General features: G+C 73.1%; 9 protein-coding genes. 5 read left to right on the top strand and 4 right to left on the bottom strand.

From position 1 onward, the window contains the following. Positions 1 to 113: 113 nt before the first annotated feature. Both ACZ607_RS20025 and ACZ607_RS20020 read left to right on the top strand, forming a co-directional pair. Positions 114 to 197 (top strand): putative leader peptide, encoded by an 84-nt coding sequence (locus ACZ607_RS20025; protein WP_469736628.1) that lies wholly within the window; start codon positions 114 to 116, stop codon positions 195 to 197. Between the two features lie 225 nt (positions 198 to 422). Further along, positions 423 to 1886 (top strand): hypothetical protein, encoded by a 1464-nt coding sequence (locus ACZ607_RS20020; RefSeq protein WP_469736312.1) that lies wholly within the window; start codon positions 423 to 425, stop codon positions 1884 to 1886. On the opposite strand, the gene ACZ607_RS20015 is transcribed toward ACZ607_RS20020, so the two are convergent. Continuing rightward, entirely contained in the window at positions 1873 to 2358 is a 486-nt protein-coding gene (locus tag ACZ607_RS20015) for a winged helix-turn-helix transcriptional regulator (RefSeq protein WP_469736310.1), read from the bottom strand. The genes ACZ607_RS20020 and ACZ607_RS20015 overlap by 14 nt on opposite strands. 72 nt (positions 2359 to 2430) lie before the next feature. Here ACZ607_RS20015 and ACZ607_RS20010 point away from each other — a divergent pair, with 72 nt between their 5' ends. Both ACZ607_RS20010 and argB read left to right on the top strand, forming a co-directional pair. Further along, complete coding sequence (locus ACZ607_RS20010) at positions 2431 to 3297, top strand: NAD(P)H-binding protein (protein ID WP_469736308.1); 867 nt, start codon at positions 2431 to 2433, stop codon at positions 3295 to 3297. Between the two features lie 192 nt (positions 3298 to 3489). Beyond that, the gene (gene argB, locus ACZ607_RS20005; RefSeq protein ID WP_469736626.1) at positions 3490 to 4416 is read left to right on the top strand and encodes an acetylglutamate kinase; all 927 of its coding nucleotides are present in this window, start codon (positions 3490 to 3492) and stop codon (positions 4414 to 4416) included. Positions 4417 to 4426: 10 nt separating this feature from the next. Here the strand turns inward: argB and ACZ607_RS20000 are convergent, their stop codons facing one another. Further along, positions 4427 to 4948: a GNAT family N-acetyltransferase gene (locus tag ACZ607_RS20000; protein ID WP_469736306.1), complete on the bottom strand. Its 522-nt coding sequence runs from the start codon at positions 4946 to 4948 to the stop codon at positions 4427 to 4429. A gap of 154 nt (positions 4949 to 5102) precedes the next feature. Between ACZ607_RS20000 and ACZ607_RS19995 the strand changes: the two genes are divergently transcribed. Then, positions 5103 to 6212, top strand: coding sequence for an alpha/beta hydrolase-fold protein (locus ACZ607_RS19995; RefSeq protein ID WP_469736304.1), 1110 nt, complete (start codon positions 5103 to 5105; stop codon positions 6210 to 6212). Positions 6213 to 6215: 3 nt separating this feature from the next. Here the strand turns inward: ACZ607_RS19995 and ACZ607_RS19990 are convergent, their stop codons facing one another. Together ACZ607_RS19990 and ACZ607_RS19985 are read right to left on the bottom strand one after the other, a co-directional pair. Further along, a complete protein-coding gene (locus ACZ607_RS19990) occupies positions 6216 to 7916 on the bottom strand; it encodes an ABC transporter ATP-binding protein (protein ID WP_469736302.1) in 1701 nt (566 codons plus the stop codon). Next, a complete protein-coding gene (locus ACZ607_RS19985; protein WP_469736299.1) occupies positions 7903 to 18807 on the bottom strand; it encodes a non-ribosomal peptide synthetase in 10905 nt (3634 codons plus the stop codon). Before ACZ607_RS19985 ends, ACZ607_RS19990 begins: the two co-directional genes overlap by 14 nt. Between the last annotated feature and the right edge of the window lie 58 nt (positions 18808 to 18865).

Below are 18865 nucleotides of genomic sequence, written 5' to 3'. Positions count from 1 at the left end.
ATGATTCCGTCCCGGCCGGGTTCCGAGAGCCGTTCCGGCAAGCCGCTTCGCGCCGTTCCGGCCTGTGGGACCGCCCTTGACCGGGTGTCAGCCGTACTGCTTGGATCACCCGCATGAAGCGCTGCCAGGAGTTCACGCGACGACGCCATGTCGATCTCGTGCGAACCGCCGGCGCGCTCTGTCCCCGCAGGGGCTGACACCCCCGGGCGGTCCGCTCGCCTCCGCAGGGGCGAGGACGCCTCCACGCCCCGATGCCCGTCTCCGCCGGCCGTGCGGTTCTCCCTGCCCTTCGCGCCGTCGTACACCTCGCTCCCGCCCCTGCCCGTGGGGCCGTCGGCGTGCCCCGGAAGCAGGGCGGCCGGCGACCACGCGCGCATGCCCCTGCCCTCCCGGTGCGTCCGTACCGAAAGGACCTTTCCGCCGTGTCCCTCTCCTCCGCTCCACGCCGGTCCGCTCGCTGGAGGGCCGTCGGCGCCGTGCTCGCGGCGCTCGCCCTCGGCTGCGCCGGGCCCGCCTCGGCCGTCTCCCCCGCGTCGTTCGGCCCGACGCCCCCTCACAACCCGTACGCGGGACCTGACGGCACCGCCACCATGCACGGGGACACGGGTTCCTCCGACACCACACCGCTGGCCGGGCCCGGGGCGGGCGCGCTCTCCTCCGCACGCACCGCTCTGGCCTCGGCCTGCCCGACCGTCCTGGTGGGGGCCGACGGATACCCGGTGGCCCTGTGCACCCCGATCTTCGGCCAGGTGCCCACGGTCCATCTCCTCGATCCCGCCGACGGGTCCTCGCTGACCACGCTGAAACTGACCAAGGGGTCGCTGCTGGGCGGTGTCTACGCCTATATCGACGACCAGGACCGGCTGGTCGTCGCCGACGGCAGCCGCAGCCTGCTCCGCGTCGGGCACCACCGGGACGGCGACGGGGACTGGACCCTGAGGGTCGACCGGAGCCTGTCGCTGGCCTCCGTCGTACCGGAAGGCGACGCGGTAACCGGGCTGGCCCCCGACTGGGACGGCCGCGTCTGGTTCGCCACCGGCGGGGGCGTGGTGGGCACCGCCGACGATTCCACCGGCACGGTGAAGGCGCTCGATCTGCCCGAGGGCGAGCGCGTCGCCAACAGCATCTCCACCGCCCCCGAGGGCACCGCGGTGACCACCACCCACGCCACCTATCTGCTCGCCTCCCAGGGCGGTGCGCCGAAGATCCTCTGGCGCAAGGCGTACGACCGCGGGTCGGCCCGCAAGCCCGGTCTGCTGAGCTGGGGCAGCGGATCGACTCCCACGTTCTTCGGCCCGTCCAAGGGCACCGAGTACGTCGCCATCGTCGACAACTCCGACAGCGCGGCCAATCTCAAGGTGTACCGCACGGCCGACGGTTCGGACGTCTGCTCGGTCCCGGTCCTGAAGGCGGCGAACGGCCCCGGCAGCGAGAACTCCCCGGTGGGCGTCGGCCGCAGTGTCTTCGTCGCGGGGACCTACGGCTATCCGTACCCCGCAGTCCCCGAGGGCGCGGGCACCAGCGTGCCCGCCTCCGCCGACTTCGCGGGCGGTCTGTCCCGGGTGGACGTACGGGCCGACGGGACGGGTTGCTCGCTCGTGTGGGACAACGCCCTGCGGTCGGCTGCCGTGCCCAAGCTGTCGACGGCGGACGGCCGGCTGCACACGGTGGTGCGCGACCCGCTGATCCCCGGCACCAAGGGGACCAGCCTGCTGGACCCGTACCGCTATGTGCAGATCGACCCCGACAGCGGGCGGATCACCCGCTCCGCGAAGGTAGGGGTGGGATCGCTGTACGACACCCTGCAGATGGCGGGCACGGTCGCACCGGACGGCTCCTACCTCCAGGGCACCGTGACGGGAGTGCTGCGTATCACCGCGCGGTGACCGTCCGCGGCGGGCGGGCGAGCTCCCTGCCCGCCGCGGAAGCCGCACGGGAATCCGCGGAGGTCTCGTTCCCTCCGGGCGACTCGGCGTCGTACTGCCCCCGGGCGTTCTCGATGTCCTGGCCGTGCGCCACTCCCCACTCGGCCAGGGCGGAGATCGGGATCAGCAGGGACGCGCCCAGGGAGCTCAGCGCGTACTCGACCGTGGCCGGCACCGTGGGGTGGACGGTGCGGGTCACGAGGCCGTCCCTCTCCAGGTTGCGCAGGGTGCGGGTGAGTATCCGCCGGCTGATGCCCTCGACCGAGCGGTGCAACTCGTTGTAGTGCCGGGGCTCCTGGCCCAGGAGTACGACGATCAGCACACTCCATTTGTCGCCCACCCGACGCAGCACGTCCGTGACGGGGCAGTGCCCGTGCTCCTCGGAGGTGACGGGTGACCCCAGATCGACATCCAGTGCGACGGGAACATTCATGTGCCTTCTCCCCTTCGTTCTCGGCCTCGTCCAAGGTGGACGCAAGCGTCGCACACCAGTGGGGAGCACCGAATGATCGTCGTCACCGGAGTGGCCGGCCGGCTCGCGCAGCTGACCGTCGACCACCTCGTCCAGCGCGTACCGGCCGCCGAGGTCGTGGGGACGTCCCGCACGCCGGAGAAGGCCGCGGGTCTGCCGGTCGAGGTGCGCGCGGCGGACTTCGGCGACCCCCATTCGCTCGTGACGGCGTTCGACGGTGCCGACGCCCTGCTGATCGTCAGCCTCCACCCGCTCCCCGAGCGGTCACAGCTCCAGGCGAACGCCATCGACGCGGCCGTCGAGGCCGGTGTGGGCCATGTCGTCTACACCTCGTTCACCCGGGCCGGCGAGCCGGGCAACCCGGTCGGCGTCTCGCACGACCACCGCCTCGCCGAACAGGCACTCTCCCGGTCGGGGCTGACGTTCACCGCGCTCCGCTTCAACATGTGGCCGGAGATGCTGCTCATGCTGGACACCGCGCGCCGCGCCGTGGCATCGGGAACGCTTCTCAGCAACTCGGGCAGTGGGGGTGTCGGTTACGTGACCAAGGACGATTCAGCCGCGGTCGCGGCAGCCGTGCTCGCCGAAGGCGGCGAGAAGGGCCTGCTGGAGGTCTCCGGCCCCTCGGCCGTCACCGACGCCGAACTCGCCGGGATCCTCACCGAGGTCACCGGCCGCCCGGTCGGCCACCGGGCCGTCTCCGACGAGGCGCTCGCCGCCGGGCTGCTCGCCGACGGCCTGCCCGGGCCGTTGGCGGACGCGCTGGTCGCCAACGGTGCCGCACGCCGTGACGGTTGGTACGGGACGACGACGCACGCCGTCGAGCGGCTGACCGGCCGGCGGCCGGCCTCGCTCGCCGAGTTCCTCACCTCGCACCGCGCGGCCCTGTTGGCCGGCTGAGCACCGGGCCGACCCAACTCCGTTCCTCAAAAGCCTCATTGGCATGCCATACCGATGAGACGCACATCGGGCGATAGATATTAGGTTAGGCTAAGCTTCCTAAACCTGGGGCGGCCCGGGGTGCGCCGTGTCATCAGTGAAGTCAGTGGAGGTATTCGATCCGTGGACGTGCCCGCCGTCAGCCCCTTCCCGGTGCCGGAGCGCACCGTACTCCCCTCACCGCACCCCCCGACGCGGGTATCCCGCGACGTGGTCGTCGTGAAGTTCGGCGGGCACGCCATGGTGGACGAGGCGCTGCAACGGTCCTTCGCGCACGACGTGGTGGAGCTGTGGCGCGCCGGTCTGCGTCCCGTCGTCGTGCACGGGGGCGGGCCGCAGATCAACGCGATGCTCGGCCGCCTCGACCTGGAGTCCCGCTTCGAGGCGGGTCTGCGGGTGACCACCCCGGAGACCATGGAGGTGGTGCGCATGGTGCTCACCGGAAGGGTCCAGCGGGATCTGGTGGGCCACATCAACGCCCATGGGCCCTTCGCCGTGGGCATGACCGGTGAGGACGCGCACACCATGACCGCCGTCCGGCGGCCGGCCTGGGTGGACGGCCGGCCCGTCGACATCGGCCTCGTCGGGGACGTCGTGGACGTGAACCCCGGCATGCTGCGCCTGCTGCTGGAGCAGGGGCACATCCCGGTCGTCTCCCCCGTGGCGCGCGGCGAGGACGGGCAGGTCTACAACGTCAACGCCGATCTCGCGGCGTCGGCCCTGGCCGTGGCGCTCGGCGCCGACCGGCTGCTGATGCTCACCGACGTGGAGGGCCTCTACGCCAACTGGCCGGAGAGCACCGAGGTGATCGGGCGGCTGACCGCCGAGGCCCTGGACGAGCTGCTGCCGGGGCTGGCCAGCGGGATGCTGCCCAAGATGGAGGGCTGCCTGCGGGCCGTGCGGGGCGGTGTGCGCAGAGCGCACGTGCTCGACGGCCGTACGCCGCACGCGGTGCTGCGCGGCACCCTCGACGGGGCCGCCCCCGGGACCACCGTGGTGCCGGACGGCGACCAGGGCGACGGGGCCGCCGCGCGACCGCCCCGGAGCACGCGGCCCTCGCGTACCGCCTGCCGGCCCTGACGGCCGGCGCTCACCAAGTGAGCGCGAGTACGCGGGCGTTACGCCGGGGGTCCAGGGACTGCACCCACTGACGCGGGGCGGGGCGCGAGGCCGCCGCCGTGAACCCGTACCGCAGGAACAGTCCGCCGTCACCGGTGGTCGCCGTGAACAGCGCCCCGAGCGACCGGGCGCGCGCCCGGGCCAGCGTGGCCCGCAGGAGCCCGGCTCCCACGCCGTGCCCCTGCCGGTGGCCCGCCACGCAGAAGTTGTACAGGACGCCCGCGGGTCCGCCGTCCCCCTCCGCCTCGGCCGGGTACTCCCGCAGCCCCACACATCCGTCGAGGGAGCCGCCGGGGCCCTCGGCCACCAGGAAGTCGGCGGCGCGGGCGGCGTACAGCGGGAGGGGGCGCTCACGCAGCGCCCCCGAGCGGACGAACGGCCGTGCCAGGGCGGCGAGTGCGGCGGCGTCCTCCTCGCGGGCGGGTCGCAGCCGGAGCGCGGTCGCGCGCGTCTCCTGCGGCAGCTGGGCGGATCGCGGCGTGACCGTGATCAAGGCTGGTCCTTCCTCGGTTCCGGTCGGCCGCGACTCCACGCCGCGTCGCTCCACCCATGACGGATCAGGATGGAACAGAAGACCATGATTAGGTTAGGCTCACCTAATCATCACGATCTCGTTCTTTCAACTTCTCCCTCATCAGGAGGCGTTCGTGCCCTCAGGGACCCTCAACAGCTGCCCGGAGAGCGTCTTCGCCGCGTTCGGACTGTCCGGCGTACCGGGCACCGACGCGTTCTGGGCCGCGAAACGGGCGCCGTCCTCGGTGCCCGCCGACGACGGCGGCTGGGTGACGCTGTTCCTGTGGCGCGGGTCGCCCGCGACCCTCGACTTCGAGAGCTGGTCACAGCCCGTGCCCCTGCGGCGGTGGGGCGACACCGACTGCTGGTACGCCGAGGTGCGCATGCCCCCGCGGCTGCGGGTGACCTACCGGTTCCTCGTGGACGACGTGCCGTACGCCGACCCGTCGAACCCCGTCGGGGCGGGCGGTGACCGGTCCATCGTCGCGACCCCCGACGCCCCGCACCACCCGCACTGGCCGGCCGTCGGCGCCGACGACGTCCTGCCCGTCCCGAGCACCCGGCTCCGCTGGGCCGGCGGCCGGCTCGGCGGGCGGCGCACCGTGCGGGTCCATCCGGTGGGCGGTGGCGGGCCGGTGGTCCTGCTGCTCGACGGCGACGACTGGCTGTACCTCCACCCGGCCATGACCGCCTTCGACGCGGCCTTCGCCGCCGGCGAGATGCCCGCGGTCACCCTCGTCTTCCTTCCCGCCAAGGACCGCCCGGCCGAGTTCGCGTGCCGGCCGGAGCTCTGGGAGGCCGTACGGGACGAACTGCCGCCGCTGGTGGCCGGATCCGGCGTACCGGCCGACTGGGACCGGCTGGTGGTGGCGGGGCAGAGTCTCGGCGGGCTGAGCGCGATGTACGCGGCGCTGGAGTTCCCCGGGCTGGTGTCCCGTGTCGCCTGTCAGTCGCCGTCGTTCTGGTGGGCCCCCGGGGCCATGGACCGCGCGGACCTCGTGGACGGGCCGGTCGGCGGGGCCGTCGCCGAGCGGCTGCGGGAGCGCCCCGACCTGTCCGGGCTGCGGATCGCGTTCGACGTGGGGGAACACGAGGCCCGGATGCTCCCCCACTGCGAGCTCGCCGAGGAGCTGACCGAGCGGGCCGGGGCCACCGTGCGCGTCTCGCGGTCGGCGTCGGGCCATGACCGGGCGGGCTGGCGGCACGCGCTGCTCAGGGACGTCGCCTGGGCGCTCGCCCGGTAGCGGTCAGCGCGCCACCGCCCTGCAGTAGTCCTCGTCGGAGGCGAGGAGATGACGGTGCGTGTCGTCGGCCGTGACGGCCCCGTCGTCCACGACGAGGACACGGTCGGCGGCGTCCAGCAGGGCGGGGCTGCTGGTGATCACGACGGTGGTGCGGCCCTTGCGGAGCTTCGCGATGTTACGCGCTATCAGCTGTTCGGTGACCGCGTCGACCGCCGTCGTCGGGTCGTGCAGCACCAGGACGTCGGAGTCGGCGGCGAGGGCGCGGGCCAGCGACAGCCTCTGGCGCTGTCCGCCGGAGAGGTTCGCCCCGCGGTCGCGCACCCCGTGGTCGAGGCCCTCGCGGTGCAGGGCGACGACGTCGGTCAGGAGCGACGCCTCCACGGCCTCGGGGACCGTGCGGCTGGTACCCGACGGGTCGATGTTCGTACGGAGGCTGCCGGCGAAGATCTCACCGTCGTACGGGTTGACCAGCATGTGCTCGCGCAGCGCCTCCACCGCCAGCTCCGCGATCTCCCGCCCGCCGACCCGTACGACTCCTCCGTAGGCCCCGGGCGGGACGTTCGCCGCCAGGACCGAGGCGAGATCGGCCGCCGCGCGCGGCTGGTAGGGGGCGATCGCCACGAACTCGCCCGCGCGCACCCGGAAGGTGAGCTCGCGGAGAGAGCCGTACGAGACACCGTCGACCTCCAGGTCTCCGCCGGGGGCCGGGCTGTCCTTCCCCGGGGCCGTCACCGGCGGAGCGGCGAGCACCAGGGCCATCCGCTCGGCCGAGGCGCGCGCCATCATGACGTACTTCGGCATCTCGGAGAACATCTTCAGCGGTTCCATGATGAACTGCGCCAGCCCCACGGCCATGACGAGCTCCCCGACGGTGATGCGGCCCCCGTAGGCGAGCCAGCCCGCCGTCAGGGTCACGGCCGCGGCGAGGACCGCGTTGAGGGCCAGCGCGGTGCCCGCGTACACGCCGTTCACCTTGGCGACGGTGATGGCCTGGCGCCTGGCGTCCGTGCTGACCCTGCGGTACGAGAGGAACGCCGCGTGGTTGCCGCCGAAGCCGTGCAGCGGGCGCAGGCCGGTGATCAGGTCGGCGACCTTGGCTCCCGCCCGGGCCACCCGGGCCTGCTGTTCACGTGTGCTGGAGCCGATCCGCCGGGACATCACGCTCAGCACGGTCAGGATCGCGACGGTCCCCACGACGACGAGCAGGCCGAGCCGGATGTCGGCCAGACCCAGCGCGACCGACGCGACCACGACCGCGACCAGCGAACTGACCAGCAGCGGCACCACCTCGACGATGTCGGCGGTCTGGTCGGCGTCCTCGGTGGCGATGGTCAGCACCTCGCCGGACTTCAGGCCGACGTCCCGGGGCACCGGCTGGAGCCCGCAGGCCGCCACCCGTACCCGCCAGTGGTGTGCCTCGGTGGTGTTGGCCTTCTGCAGGACGCGCATCCCGAACCGCCACGACAGCGAGACGGTCGTGATGATCACGGCCAGGGCGGCGACGGACAGGCCGAGCGAGCCGAGGCTCCGGTCCCGCATCGTGTGCTCGACGATCAGGCCGAGCGCGATGGGGAACGCGGTCTCGCCCGCCTGGTACAGGCCCATGAGGACGGTGCCCCGGACCACCGCGCCGGCGTTGCGGCGCAGTGCGGTCCGGAGGATGTCGGCGCCCGGGCGGGGCCGTCGCACGTCAGGAGTTGTCATCAAGGTGGCGCGCAATCGCTTCAGGGGTTCGGAGGGTGAGCAGATCACGGATCGTGACCACAGGACCGTACTCCCGGCGGAGCAGCCCGATGAGACGCACCGCCAGCATGGAATGGCCGCCGAGGGAGACGAAGTCGCTGACCGCGCTCACCTCGTCGTCGTCGAGGTCCAGTGCCTCGGCGAAGAACTCGCAGACCGTCGTCTCGGTCTCCGTCTCCGGGGCGCGCTCGGCCCCCGTGGTCAGCACTCCGAGCGGCCTGGCCTCCGGGAGCGCCTTGGTGTCGGCCTTCCCGTTGACGGTCAGCGGGATGCCGTCGACCTGGGCGTAGTGGGTGGGGCGCAGGAAGTCCGGCAGTCCGGCGCCCACCTCGGCGGCGACCTCCGCCAGGCCGGAGCCGCTCAGCACCAGATAGGCGGCCAGCCGGTGGGCGCCGTCGACCTGCGGGTCGGGCTGGGCGACCGCGGCGGCGAACCGCACCGCCGGGTGCGCGGTGAACGCGGCCTCCACCTCGCCGAGTTCGACCCGGTGGCCCCGGATCTTCACCTGCTGGTCGGTGCGGCCGAGGTACATCAGGTTGCCGTCCGGCCGGCGGGCCACCAGGTCCCCGGTGCGGTACATGCGCTCGCCGGGCCCGGCGAAGGGGCAGGCGACGAACCGGTCGGCGGTCTGGGCGCCCTGCCCGAGATAGCCGCGCGCGATGCCGATGCCCGAGACGTACAGCTCACCGGGCACCCCGTCCGGCAGCGGCCGCAGCCAGGGGTCCAGTACGTACACCTCGGTGTTGTCGATCGCCACGCCCACCACCGGGTCCTGGCACTCGAAGGTGCCGACGCCGAGGGTGTTGATGGTGTACTCCGTGGGCCCGTACAGGTTGTAGCCGGCCGTCCCCTCGGTCTCCGCCAGCCGCTGCCACAGCGTCGGGGTGACGGCCTCCCCGCCCAGCAGCACCAGTGCGGGGCGCCGTGCGGGGTCGTCGAGCAGTCCTTCGGCGACCAGTTGCTGGGCGTAGGTCGGGGTCACGTTGATGACGTCGATGCGGTGCTCCGCGCAGTACTCGACCAGCCGGGGCGCGTCGCGGCGCAGTTCCTCGTCGCAGATGTGCACCTCATGGCCGTCGGCGAGCCAGAGCAGCTCTTCCCAGGACATGTCGAACGCGAACGACACGGTGTGCGCGATCCGGAAGGTCCGGTGGCCGTGTTCCGCGAGGACCGGTTCGAAGATGCGGCGCTGATGGTTGATCAGCATGTTGGTGAGCCCGGCGTACTCGGTCACCACGCCCTTGGGCTTCCCGGTGGATCCGGAGGTGTAGATCGTGTAGGCGGGATGGCGCAGCCGGTTCGGGTCGTCCGGCGCGTACGTCGTGAACGGTTCGGCGTCGGGCAGGGGGCGGTCCAGTTCGATCAGCTCGCCGGTGAGCCTCGGTGACACGGCGCTCACGGTGAGGATCACGTCGGGACGTGCGGCGTCCACGATCGTCGCGATGCGCTCGTCGGGGTGGTCCAGCTCCAGCGGTACGTAGGCGGCTCCGGTCCGCAGTACGGCGAAGAGGGCCACGATCGAGTCGAGGGAGCGCGGGACCGCGAGGCCCACGGTCCTCTCCGGGCCGATGCCCCGTCCGGCGAGCACACCGGCCACCGCTCGGCTGCGGTCGCGGAGTTGCGCGAAGGTCATCGTCCCGCCCTGTGCGACGAGGGCGATCCGCTCCGGGTCCCGGCCGGCGGCCAGGTCGAACCGGTCGACGACGGTGTCCGTACCGATGTCCGTGCGCTCGGCCGGGCCGGGTACGGGGCCGAGGCCGCGCAGCGCGCCGAGCGGTCCTGTCGCCCGGGCAAGCCCGTCGAGCACGCCCAGGTAGTCGTCGACGAGGCGGCGGGCCTTCGCGGTGTCGCCGTCGCGGTGCTCCAGCTTGACGGTGAGCCGGTCGCCGGGGGTGACGACCCAGGTGAACGGGTAGTGCGTCGAGTCGTCGGCCTTCACCTCCGCGATGCCGTGCCGGGCGTTCATCGCGGCGAGTGCGTCCAGGTCCAGGAAGTTCTGGAGGACGAACAGGTTGTCGAACAGGCCCTCGTGGCCGCCGGCCCGCTGGATCTCGCCGAGGCCCAGGTGCTCGTGCTCCATCGCCTCGACCCTGGCGGCCTGGACGGCCGTGAGGTACTCGCGGACCGTGTCGTGGGGCTGTGCCCGTGTCCACATGGGGACGGTGTTGAGGAGTACGCCGACGATGTCGGAGAGTCCTTCGCCCTCCCGGCCCGAGACGGTGACGCCGAACACCGCGTCGCTCCGGCCCGTGTGGGCGCCCAGCAGGAGGCCGAACGCACCGGTGAGCACGGTGTTCAGCGTGACGCCGTGCGTCCTGGCCGTCTCCCGGAGGAGGTCCGACTGCTCGGCCGAGAGGGTGTGGACGAGCGCGGGCGGCAGGCCGTCGGTGAGGGCGGGCCGCGGGCCGGCGAGGAGCGTGGGGCCGCTCAGTCCCGCCAGGTGCTCCGCCCAGAAGCGCTCCGACACCGCGGGGTCCCTCGCGTCGAGGGCCCGGGCGTACTCCTCGAAGCTCGGTGTGGCGGGCACCGCGGCCGGTGTCCCGCCCGCCAGGGCCGTCTCGTAGGCGTCGAACAGGTCCCGCAGCAGGATCTCGCGGGACCAGCCGTCCCACAGCAGCAGGTGGTAGCTCAGCAGCAGGCCGTCTCGGCCGTCGGGCAGGCGCAGGACGGTCATCCGGATCAACGGCGGCTCGTCCGGGGCGAATCCGGTGTCGCGGTCCCGGGCGCGCAGCTCTTCGGCCTCCGCTTCCGTCCCCAGCTCGACCGTACGCACGTCGACCCGCCGGCCCGCGGCGAGGACCTGGACGGGGTTGCCGTCCGGCCCGGTGGTGAAGCCGGCGCCCACGGCGGGGTGCCGGGCGATGACGTACGCCATGGCTTCGGAGAGCGCGCCGGTGTCCAGGCGCCGGTCGAAGGTGAAGTAGCTCTGTGCGACGTAGTGTCCGGCCGGGCCGGCCATCTGGGCCTGGAAGAACAGGCCGCGCTGGAGCGGGGTGACCGGTGCTGTGCGCTCGGCCGTGGCGGAGGCGTCCGCGAGGCGTTCGAGGGCGGCCAGCCAGTGCCCGGTCACCTCGTCGGGGATGCCGTCGGCGAGGGTGAAGGCCGCGTGCAGGCCGCCGGTCGCCTCGTCGGTCCAGGCGTTGACCTCGACGGCGTAGGGGCTGCCCTGGTCGCCGCCGGTGATGTGCGGGACCTCGGACTCGCTCCCCCGGCCGAGGTAGTTGAACAGCACCTGGGGGCGGGCCGTCAGCAGGGGCGCCGTCTGCGGGTCGAGGTACCGGAGGCGGCCGTAGGCGACGTGCCCCCGCTCGTCGGGCTGGCGTTCGGCGACCTCACGCGCCGCCGCCACGGGGTCGGTGTGCGCGGTGAGCCGCACCGGGGCGATGGACGTGAACCAGCCGACCGTGCGGGTGTAGTCGTGGTGCTCCAGCGCCGGTACGCGGCCGTGCCGTTCCAGCTCGACGGCGAGATCGGTGGGCGACGGCTGTACGTGGGTCAGCGCGGCCCGCAGCGCGCCGCACAGCAGCTCGGTCAGGCCGATGCCGAGTGCGGCGGGCGCGGTGCGCGTCAGCCGGTCGCTCACCTCGGGCGCGAGCACGACCGTGGTCTCGCGCCGTTCTCCGGTCGCGGGCAGCAGCGCGGGCGCCTGGAGCGTCGTGATCCAGTGCCCGAGACCGTCGACGGCCTGTACGGGGCGGGAGTTGAGGGCCTCGGCGTACTCGGCGTAGGAGGTGGTCGGCGGTGGCAGCTCCTCGCCGCGCAGGGCGGTGGCCAGGTCGTCCAGGAGGATCAGCCAGGACACGGCGTCGACGGCGAGGTGGTGGACGGTGACCACCAGGGTCCGGCTCCGCTCCAGCCACGAGAACGCGATGACGTCGCCGGACGCCGGATCGAGCCGCCCGGCGGCCTCGTTCGCCGCCGCCGTCGCGTCGGTGGTGTCCGTCCGGACCAGGGTGATCTCACGGGCGGGTTCGGTGCGCAGCGCCCATACTCCGTACTCCACGTGGAGGCGCAGCCGGAGCACGGGGTGGGCGGCCACGACGGCGTTCGCCGCGGCCTCGGCCTCGGCGAATCCGGCGCCCTCGGGCACCACGAGTGTCCTGGCCTGGGCGAACCGGGCGAGCGAGCCGCCCAGCTCCCGCTGGCGCAGGATGACCGGGGTGGGCGTCAGCGGACCGTCCTCGCGGCGGACGGGCGCCGGTGCGACGGCCTGGGGGGTACGCGAGCCGAGGTGCTCGGCGAGCGCGCGTGGTGTCCTGAAGAGGAACACGTCCCGTGGCGCGATCGACAGGCCCATCGCGCGGGCCCGGTTGATCACGGTGATGGCGACGATGCTGTCGCCCCCGGCCCCGAAGAAGTCGGTGTCGCCGTCGACGGCCGGGGAGCCGGGCAGGGACCCGGCGAAGATCTCGACCAGCGCGGCGAGCGCGGGCCCGCTCGCGGTGGCCTGCGGAACGGCTTCGGCGGCGGCCTGCGAGGCGCGCTCGGCGAGGGCCTTGCGGTCCAGCTTGCCGTTGACCGTCAGCGGCAGGGCGTCGATACGGAGCACCTGCCCGGGCACCATGTGCACGGGCAGCTTGGCGGAGAGCCGGCCGGCGAGGTCCTCCGGCACCCGTCCCACCACGTGTGCGACCAGGTGGTCACCGCTGTCGGCCACGGTGACGGCCACGTCGGTCACGCCGTCGAGTTCCCTGACGGCGGACTCGACCTCGCCGAGTTCGATGCGGAACCCCTTGAGCTGCACCTGGTCGTCGGCGCGGCCGGCGAACTCCAGCTCGCCGTCGAGCGTGCGGCGGGCCAGGTCGCCCGTGTGGTACATGCGGGAGCCGTCCCCGGCGAAGGGGTTCGCCACGAAACGGCCCGCAGTGAGCCCCGGCCTGCCCAGGTAGCCGAGCGAGACCTGGTCGCCGGCGACGTAGATGGCGCCCACCCTGCCCGGCGGCACGGGACGGAGCCGGTCGTCGAGCAGATAGGTGGCCAGCCCGGGGATGGGGCCGCCGATCGGGCTGACGTCGCCGTCGAAGTCCTCCTCGGCGAGCACCCGGTGGGTGACGTGGACGGTGGTCTCGGTGATGCCGTACATGTTGACCAGCTCGGGCGAGCGGGTGCCGTGCCGCTCCACCCAGCCGCGCAGCCGCGCGGGGTCCAGGGCCTCGCCCCCGAAGATGATCCGGCGCAGCGCGGGGAGCGGCACGGCGGCGTGCAGGTCGGCCTCGATGAAGCGGTAGAAGGCCGAGGGGGTCTGGTTGAGCACGGTCACGCCGCGTTCGCGGACCAGCCGGTGGAAGTCCACCGGGGAGCGGGTCAGCGCGTAGTCCGGGACCAGCAGTTCGCCGCCGTACGCCAGCGCGCCCCACAGTTCCCAGACCGCGAAGTCGAAGGAGTAGGAGTGGAACTGGACCCATACGTCGTCGGGGCCGAATTCCATGGCGGGCCAGGTGTGGGCGAGCAGGGACACCACGCCGGCGTGCGGGACGACGACGCCCTTGGGCCTGCCGGTCGATCCGGAGGTGTAGATCACGTACGCCGGGTCCTGCCAGCCGGGGCCGGCGGCGGGAGCGGGTGCGGTCTCCTGCGGGAGCTCCTCGCCCAGCACGAGTACGCGGGGCGGTGTGCCCGCTCCCCGGTCCAGGAGTTGCGTGAAGCGGTCCCGCTGGCCACGGTCCACGAGGACGACCTGCGGCGCGGAGTCGTCGAGGATGTACTCCAGCCGTTCGTCCGGGTAGGCCAGGTCCAGGGGTACGTACGCGCCGCCCGCGGTGACGATCGCGACCAGGGCGACGATCTGTTCCGGCGAGCGCGGCACGGCGACGGCGACCCGCTTGCCCGGCCCGACGCCGGCCGCCCGCAGGGCGGAGGCCAGGGCGTTCTTCGCCTCGGCCAGTTCGGCGTAGCTCAGGGACGTGGTCCCGCCGTCGAGTGCGCAGTGCGTGACGGCGGTGGCGTCCGGACGACGGCTCGCGGCGGCGTCGAACAGGGCGCCCAGGGTCGTCGGGGCGATGCGCGCGGGGTGCCCGGCCTCGTCGGGCACCAGCTCGGCGACGGGCGTCTCCGGCCGGGTGAGCAGGCCGGTGAGGGTACGGGTGAACGTGCGGAGGATCGCCTGGGCGCTCGCCTCGCGCAGCAGCTCACTGTCGTGGATGAGGTTGAAGCGGAGGGCGCCGGCGGGGGTGCGCTCCACGACCAGGGTCAGCGGGTAGTGGGGGGCTCCCTCGTTGACGATGCCGGTGACGGCCAGTTCGTCGCCGGGCTGCCGCAGGGCGTCCACGTCGGTCGCGACGTCGAAGACGACCAGGGTGTCGAAGAGGGTGCCGCCGCCGGCCTGGCGGCCGATCCTGGCCAGGGAGACATGCTGGTGGGCCAGTACCGCGCTCTGGTGTTCCCGCACCGTGGTGAGCAGCTCGCGGGCCGTGGTGTCACCGTCCCAGCGGGCGCGCAGGGGGATGGTGTTGATGAACAGGCCCACCATGTCCTCGATGCCGGGCATCTCCGCGTCGCGGCCGGACACCGTGGAGCCGAAGACCACGTCGCTGCCCCGCAGGATGCCGCCGAGCGTCACGGCCCAGGCGCTGTGGACCGCCACGCTGAGGGGCACACCGGCCGTCCGGGCCGCCGCGTCGATGTCGTCCTCGGGCTCCACGGCGGCGTCGGCGAACCGGTCGGAGGGGGTGTGCCCCTCGGCGACCAGCGAGGGGCCGGGCAGTCCGGCCAGCTGCTCGCCCCAGACCCGGTCGCTCTCGTCGTCGTCGAGCCCGGCGAGGTGGCGTACGTAGTCGGGGAAGCCGCCGAGCGGATAGCGGGCGCCCGGCGCGTGGTACTCGTCCAGCAGGGCGCGCAGCATCGGCGGCACCGACCAGCCGTCGGCGATGATGTGGTGGACGGTCTGCACCAGTACGTTCCGGCCGGAGCCCGCCCTGATGAGCGTGTACCGCATCAGCGGTCCGGTGGCCAGGTCGAATCCCGCGCGGCGGTCCCGTTCGGCGTGGTCGCGGATCTCGGCGTCGTCGATGCCGGGGCGATCCAGCGTGGTGAAGGGCGCCTCCGTCCCGCTCTCCAGCACGGAGACCACCCGGCCGTCGGCGAGGGCCGTGAACCGTGCCGCCAGGTTCGGGTACAGGGTGAGCAGCCGGGTGGCGGCCGACGCGAGCCGGGCCGCGTCCACCTCGCCCTCCAGCGTGAGCAGTTGCTGCTCGACGTAGCTGCCCGCCGAGTCGTCGTCGAAGACCGAGTGGAAGTAGAGGCCCTCCTGCAGCGGGGTCAGCGGGAGGATGTCCCGCAGCTCCGGTGAGTCCAGGGCGTCGACGTCGGCCTGGGTGAGCGGTACCAGGGGGAAGTCGCCGGGCGAGTGGCCGCCGTGGCCGAGCGTGGCCAGCCCGGTCAGCGCCTCGCGCAGGTACGCGCCGATGGTCGCGGTGTCCTCGTCGGTGAACAGCCCGTCGGGCCAGGAGAGGGTGGTGACCAGTTCGTACGCGCCGTCGGCGGCGGGTTCGGCGATCGCGTTGAACTCCAGGGCGCGCGGCAGGCGCATCCTGGGGTCGCGCTTCTCGCCCAGCTGTCCGGTGGCGCCGGCTGGCTGCCAGTCCCCCGAGGTGCCCGAGTCGAAGCGGCCCAGGTAGTTGAACAGCACCTGCGGGGCGGCCGGGGCGTCGAGTCCGGTGTCGGTCAGGTGGCGCAGGACCCCGTAGGAGAGGCCGTTGGCCGGCACCCGGCCGAGGTCGTCCTTGACCGCCTTGAGCGCGGCGGCCAGATAGTCGGGGGCGGTGAGGTCGGATGCCGTTCCCGGGTCCACGACCACGGGGAACAGGGTGGTGAACCAGCCCACGGTCCTGGACAGTTCGGGTTCGAAGCCGGCGGCTCCGGCCACGAACCGGCCCTCGCGGCCGTGTCCTTCCAGCTCGATGTGGGCGAACGTCTGGTCCTGCCCGAGGTCGCGGCGCCACCGGGCGAGGGAGACGGCCAGCGCGGTCAGCAGGACGTCGTTGACGCCCGCGTGGAACCTCGCGGGTATCTCCCCGAGCAGCGCCGCCGTGGTGTCGGCGCCCACCGTGACGGTCCGGCTCCGTTCCCGGGCCACGGTGTCGGCCTCCGTCAGCGCGCGCCTGCCCAGCGGTCCGTCCGCACCCGGCAGGGGACGCTCGTGGAAGGCGCGGTCCGCGGCGAACGCGGCGCCCTCCAGCAGCTGCGTCCAGCGCCGGAACGAGGTTCCCACGGGGGGCAGTGCGACCGGCAGGCCGGCTGCGGACTGCCGCCAGGCGGTGGCCAGGTCCTCCATGAGGACCCGCCAGGACACGCCGTCGACGACCACGTGGTGGACGACCACGACCAGTTGCCGTGCCGCGGGGCGCCGGACCGCGCGCAGCATCACTCCGTGGTCCGGGTCGAGCCCCCCGGTGGCGAGCTCCACACAGGCGTCGAGCGGCAGGTCGCTCTCCTCCCATGCGACGCGGGCGCCGTCCGGTTCGGGGATGTCGAAGCTCCAGTGGTCGCCGCGCACGAGCCGGGCGCGCAGCATGTCGTGCCGCCGCACCAGGGCGGTGAGGATCGTGTCGAGGGTGTCGGTGGTGAGGTCCGCCGGGGTGTTGAGCACGACGGACTGCACGAAGCCGTCGACCGCGTCCGTGGTCCGGCCGAGCCACCGGAGGATGGGCGATCCGGTGACGGTTCCGGTCGCGACGTCGCTCTCCCCCGCGGCGGAGACGTCCTCGCGGCTGACGACCGCCGCCAGCGCGCCCACGACGCTGTGGGTGAAGATCTGCCGGGCCGTGACGTAGAGCCCCGCGGCGCGCAGCGCGCTCAGCAGCGAGATGGCCAGGATGCTGTCCCCGCCGAGCCGGAAGAAGTCCTGGTCGACGCCGACCTGGTCGAGCCGCAGCACCGACGCGACCGCCTCGCAGACCAGGCGTTCGTTCTCGGTGGTGGGCGCGACGGCCGTGCCGGTCCCGATCACGGGCTCCGGCAGGGCGGTCCGGTCGACCTTGCCGTTCGCGGTGAGCGGGAACTGCTCCAGCACGACGACATGGGTGGGCACCATGTACTCGACCATGTGCTCCTGGGCCCACGCCTTGATCTCGTCGCCGTGCGGTGTCTCGCCGCCGGTGGCCGGGATGACGTATCCGACCAGGTAGGTGCCGCCCGCCGCGTTCTTCTTCGCGACGACGCAGGTGTGGCGTACGGAGGGGTGTTCGGCGAGGCCCAGCTCGACGTCCTCGATCTCCAGCCGCATGCCGCGGATCTTGATCTGGTTGTCGGCCCGGCCGAGGAAGTCCAGCGATCCGTCCGGGGCGAAGCGCGCGAGGTCACCGGTGCGGTACAGCCGGGATCCGTCGGAGGCGAAGGGGTTCGCGACGAAGCGGGAAGCGGTCAGGCCGGGCGCGTTGACGTAGCCGCGGCCCAGCAGGAGCCCTCCGGCGTACAGCTCGCCGCCGACACCGACCGGGACCGGGCGCAGCTCGTCGTCGAGGACGTACAGCTGGGTGTTGGGGTTGGCCTTGCCGATGGACGTCGACAGGCGCTCGGCCTCACCGCGGTAGATGACGTGGGAGACCCCGATCGTCGTCTCGGCCGGCCCGTAGCCGTGGTAGAGCGGGATGCCGAGCCGGGTGCGGAAGCGCTCGTACAGTTCGGGGGTCAGCACCTCGCCGCCGCACCAGACGTGGCGCAGGCTGTCCAGCTTCCCGGAGCCGCCCTCGATCTCCAGCAGCACGTCGAGCATGGACGACACCAGGTACGTGAAGGTGACGCGCTGTTCGGACAGGACGCTCAGCAGGTGGTGGGGGTCGCGTTCGCCGCCGGGCCGCAGGACCACGAGCCTGCCGCCCCGCACCAGGGGCAGGAAGATCTCGTTGATGGAGATGTCGAAGGACAGCGGTGCCTTGAAGAGTGACGCGTCGTCGTGGCCGAAGCGCAGGATCTCCCCGGACTGCCACAGCAGCCGCTCGCTGATCGCGTCGTGCCGGATCATGGCGCCCTTGGGGCGGCCGGTGGAGCCGGAGGTGAAGATGACGTACGCCAGCGCGGCGCCGTGGACGGGGGCCTCGGGGCCCTCCGCGGGGTACGAACCGAAGCGCCAGTCCCCGAGGTCGACGGCCACCGCGGCCGGTTCGCCCTCCCGGGGCTCACCCGATCCGTCGAGTTGCAGCACGGCCCGGGCGTCCTGGACGACGACGGCCCGGCGCTCGGCGGGCCACTGCGGGTCGAGCGGGACGAAGGCGCCCCCGGCCTGGAGCACGCCGAGCAGCCCGATCACCATGTCGGCGGAGCGGGGCAGCGAGATGCCGACGACCTGTTCGGCGGTGAGGCCGCGTTCGATCAGGTGGTGGGCCAGCTGGCCGGAGAGCTCCGCGACCTGGCGGTAGGTCAGCGACCGGTGCTCGTCGACGACCGCGACGGCGTCCGGCCTGGCCCGTGCCTGCTCGCGGAACATCTCCACGACGGTCGGGCGGGTCCGGTCGGCGGCGGTGTCGTTCCACTCGGCCAGGGCCTTGAGCCTCGCCTCCGCTCCGACCGGGCCGATGGTGCCGACGGGCCGGTCGGGGAAGTCGGCCAGGTCGTCCAGCGCCAGCTGCGCGTCGGCGGACGAGACGCCGGCCGGGACGGAGATGCTCCGGCCGTCGGCGCCCACCTCCCAGCCGGCGGGGGCGGACCCGCCGTTGCCGGCCCACCGGAGTACGTCGGCGAAGAGGGTGCCCGGGGTCAGATCGATGCCTTCGGGACTGCGGCCCGTCGCCCAGTACGACAGGCCGATGGCGCAGGCCGCCGCGATGGTCCTGTCCGCGTGGTCACCGGTCCGCCTGCGTACGTCGTCGAGGCTCGCGGGGGAGAGCAGCACGGGGCGAGCGGTGGGGTCCGTCATCGGAGACTCATCGTCCTTCCAGCGTAGGAAAGTGGGGCCGACCTCAACTCAGGGATGT

Source organism: Streptomyces sp. NPDC104381 (assembly GCF_055583745.1).
This window is presented reverse-complemented; position numbering and strand designations above follow the sequence as displayed.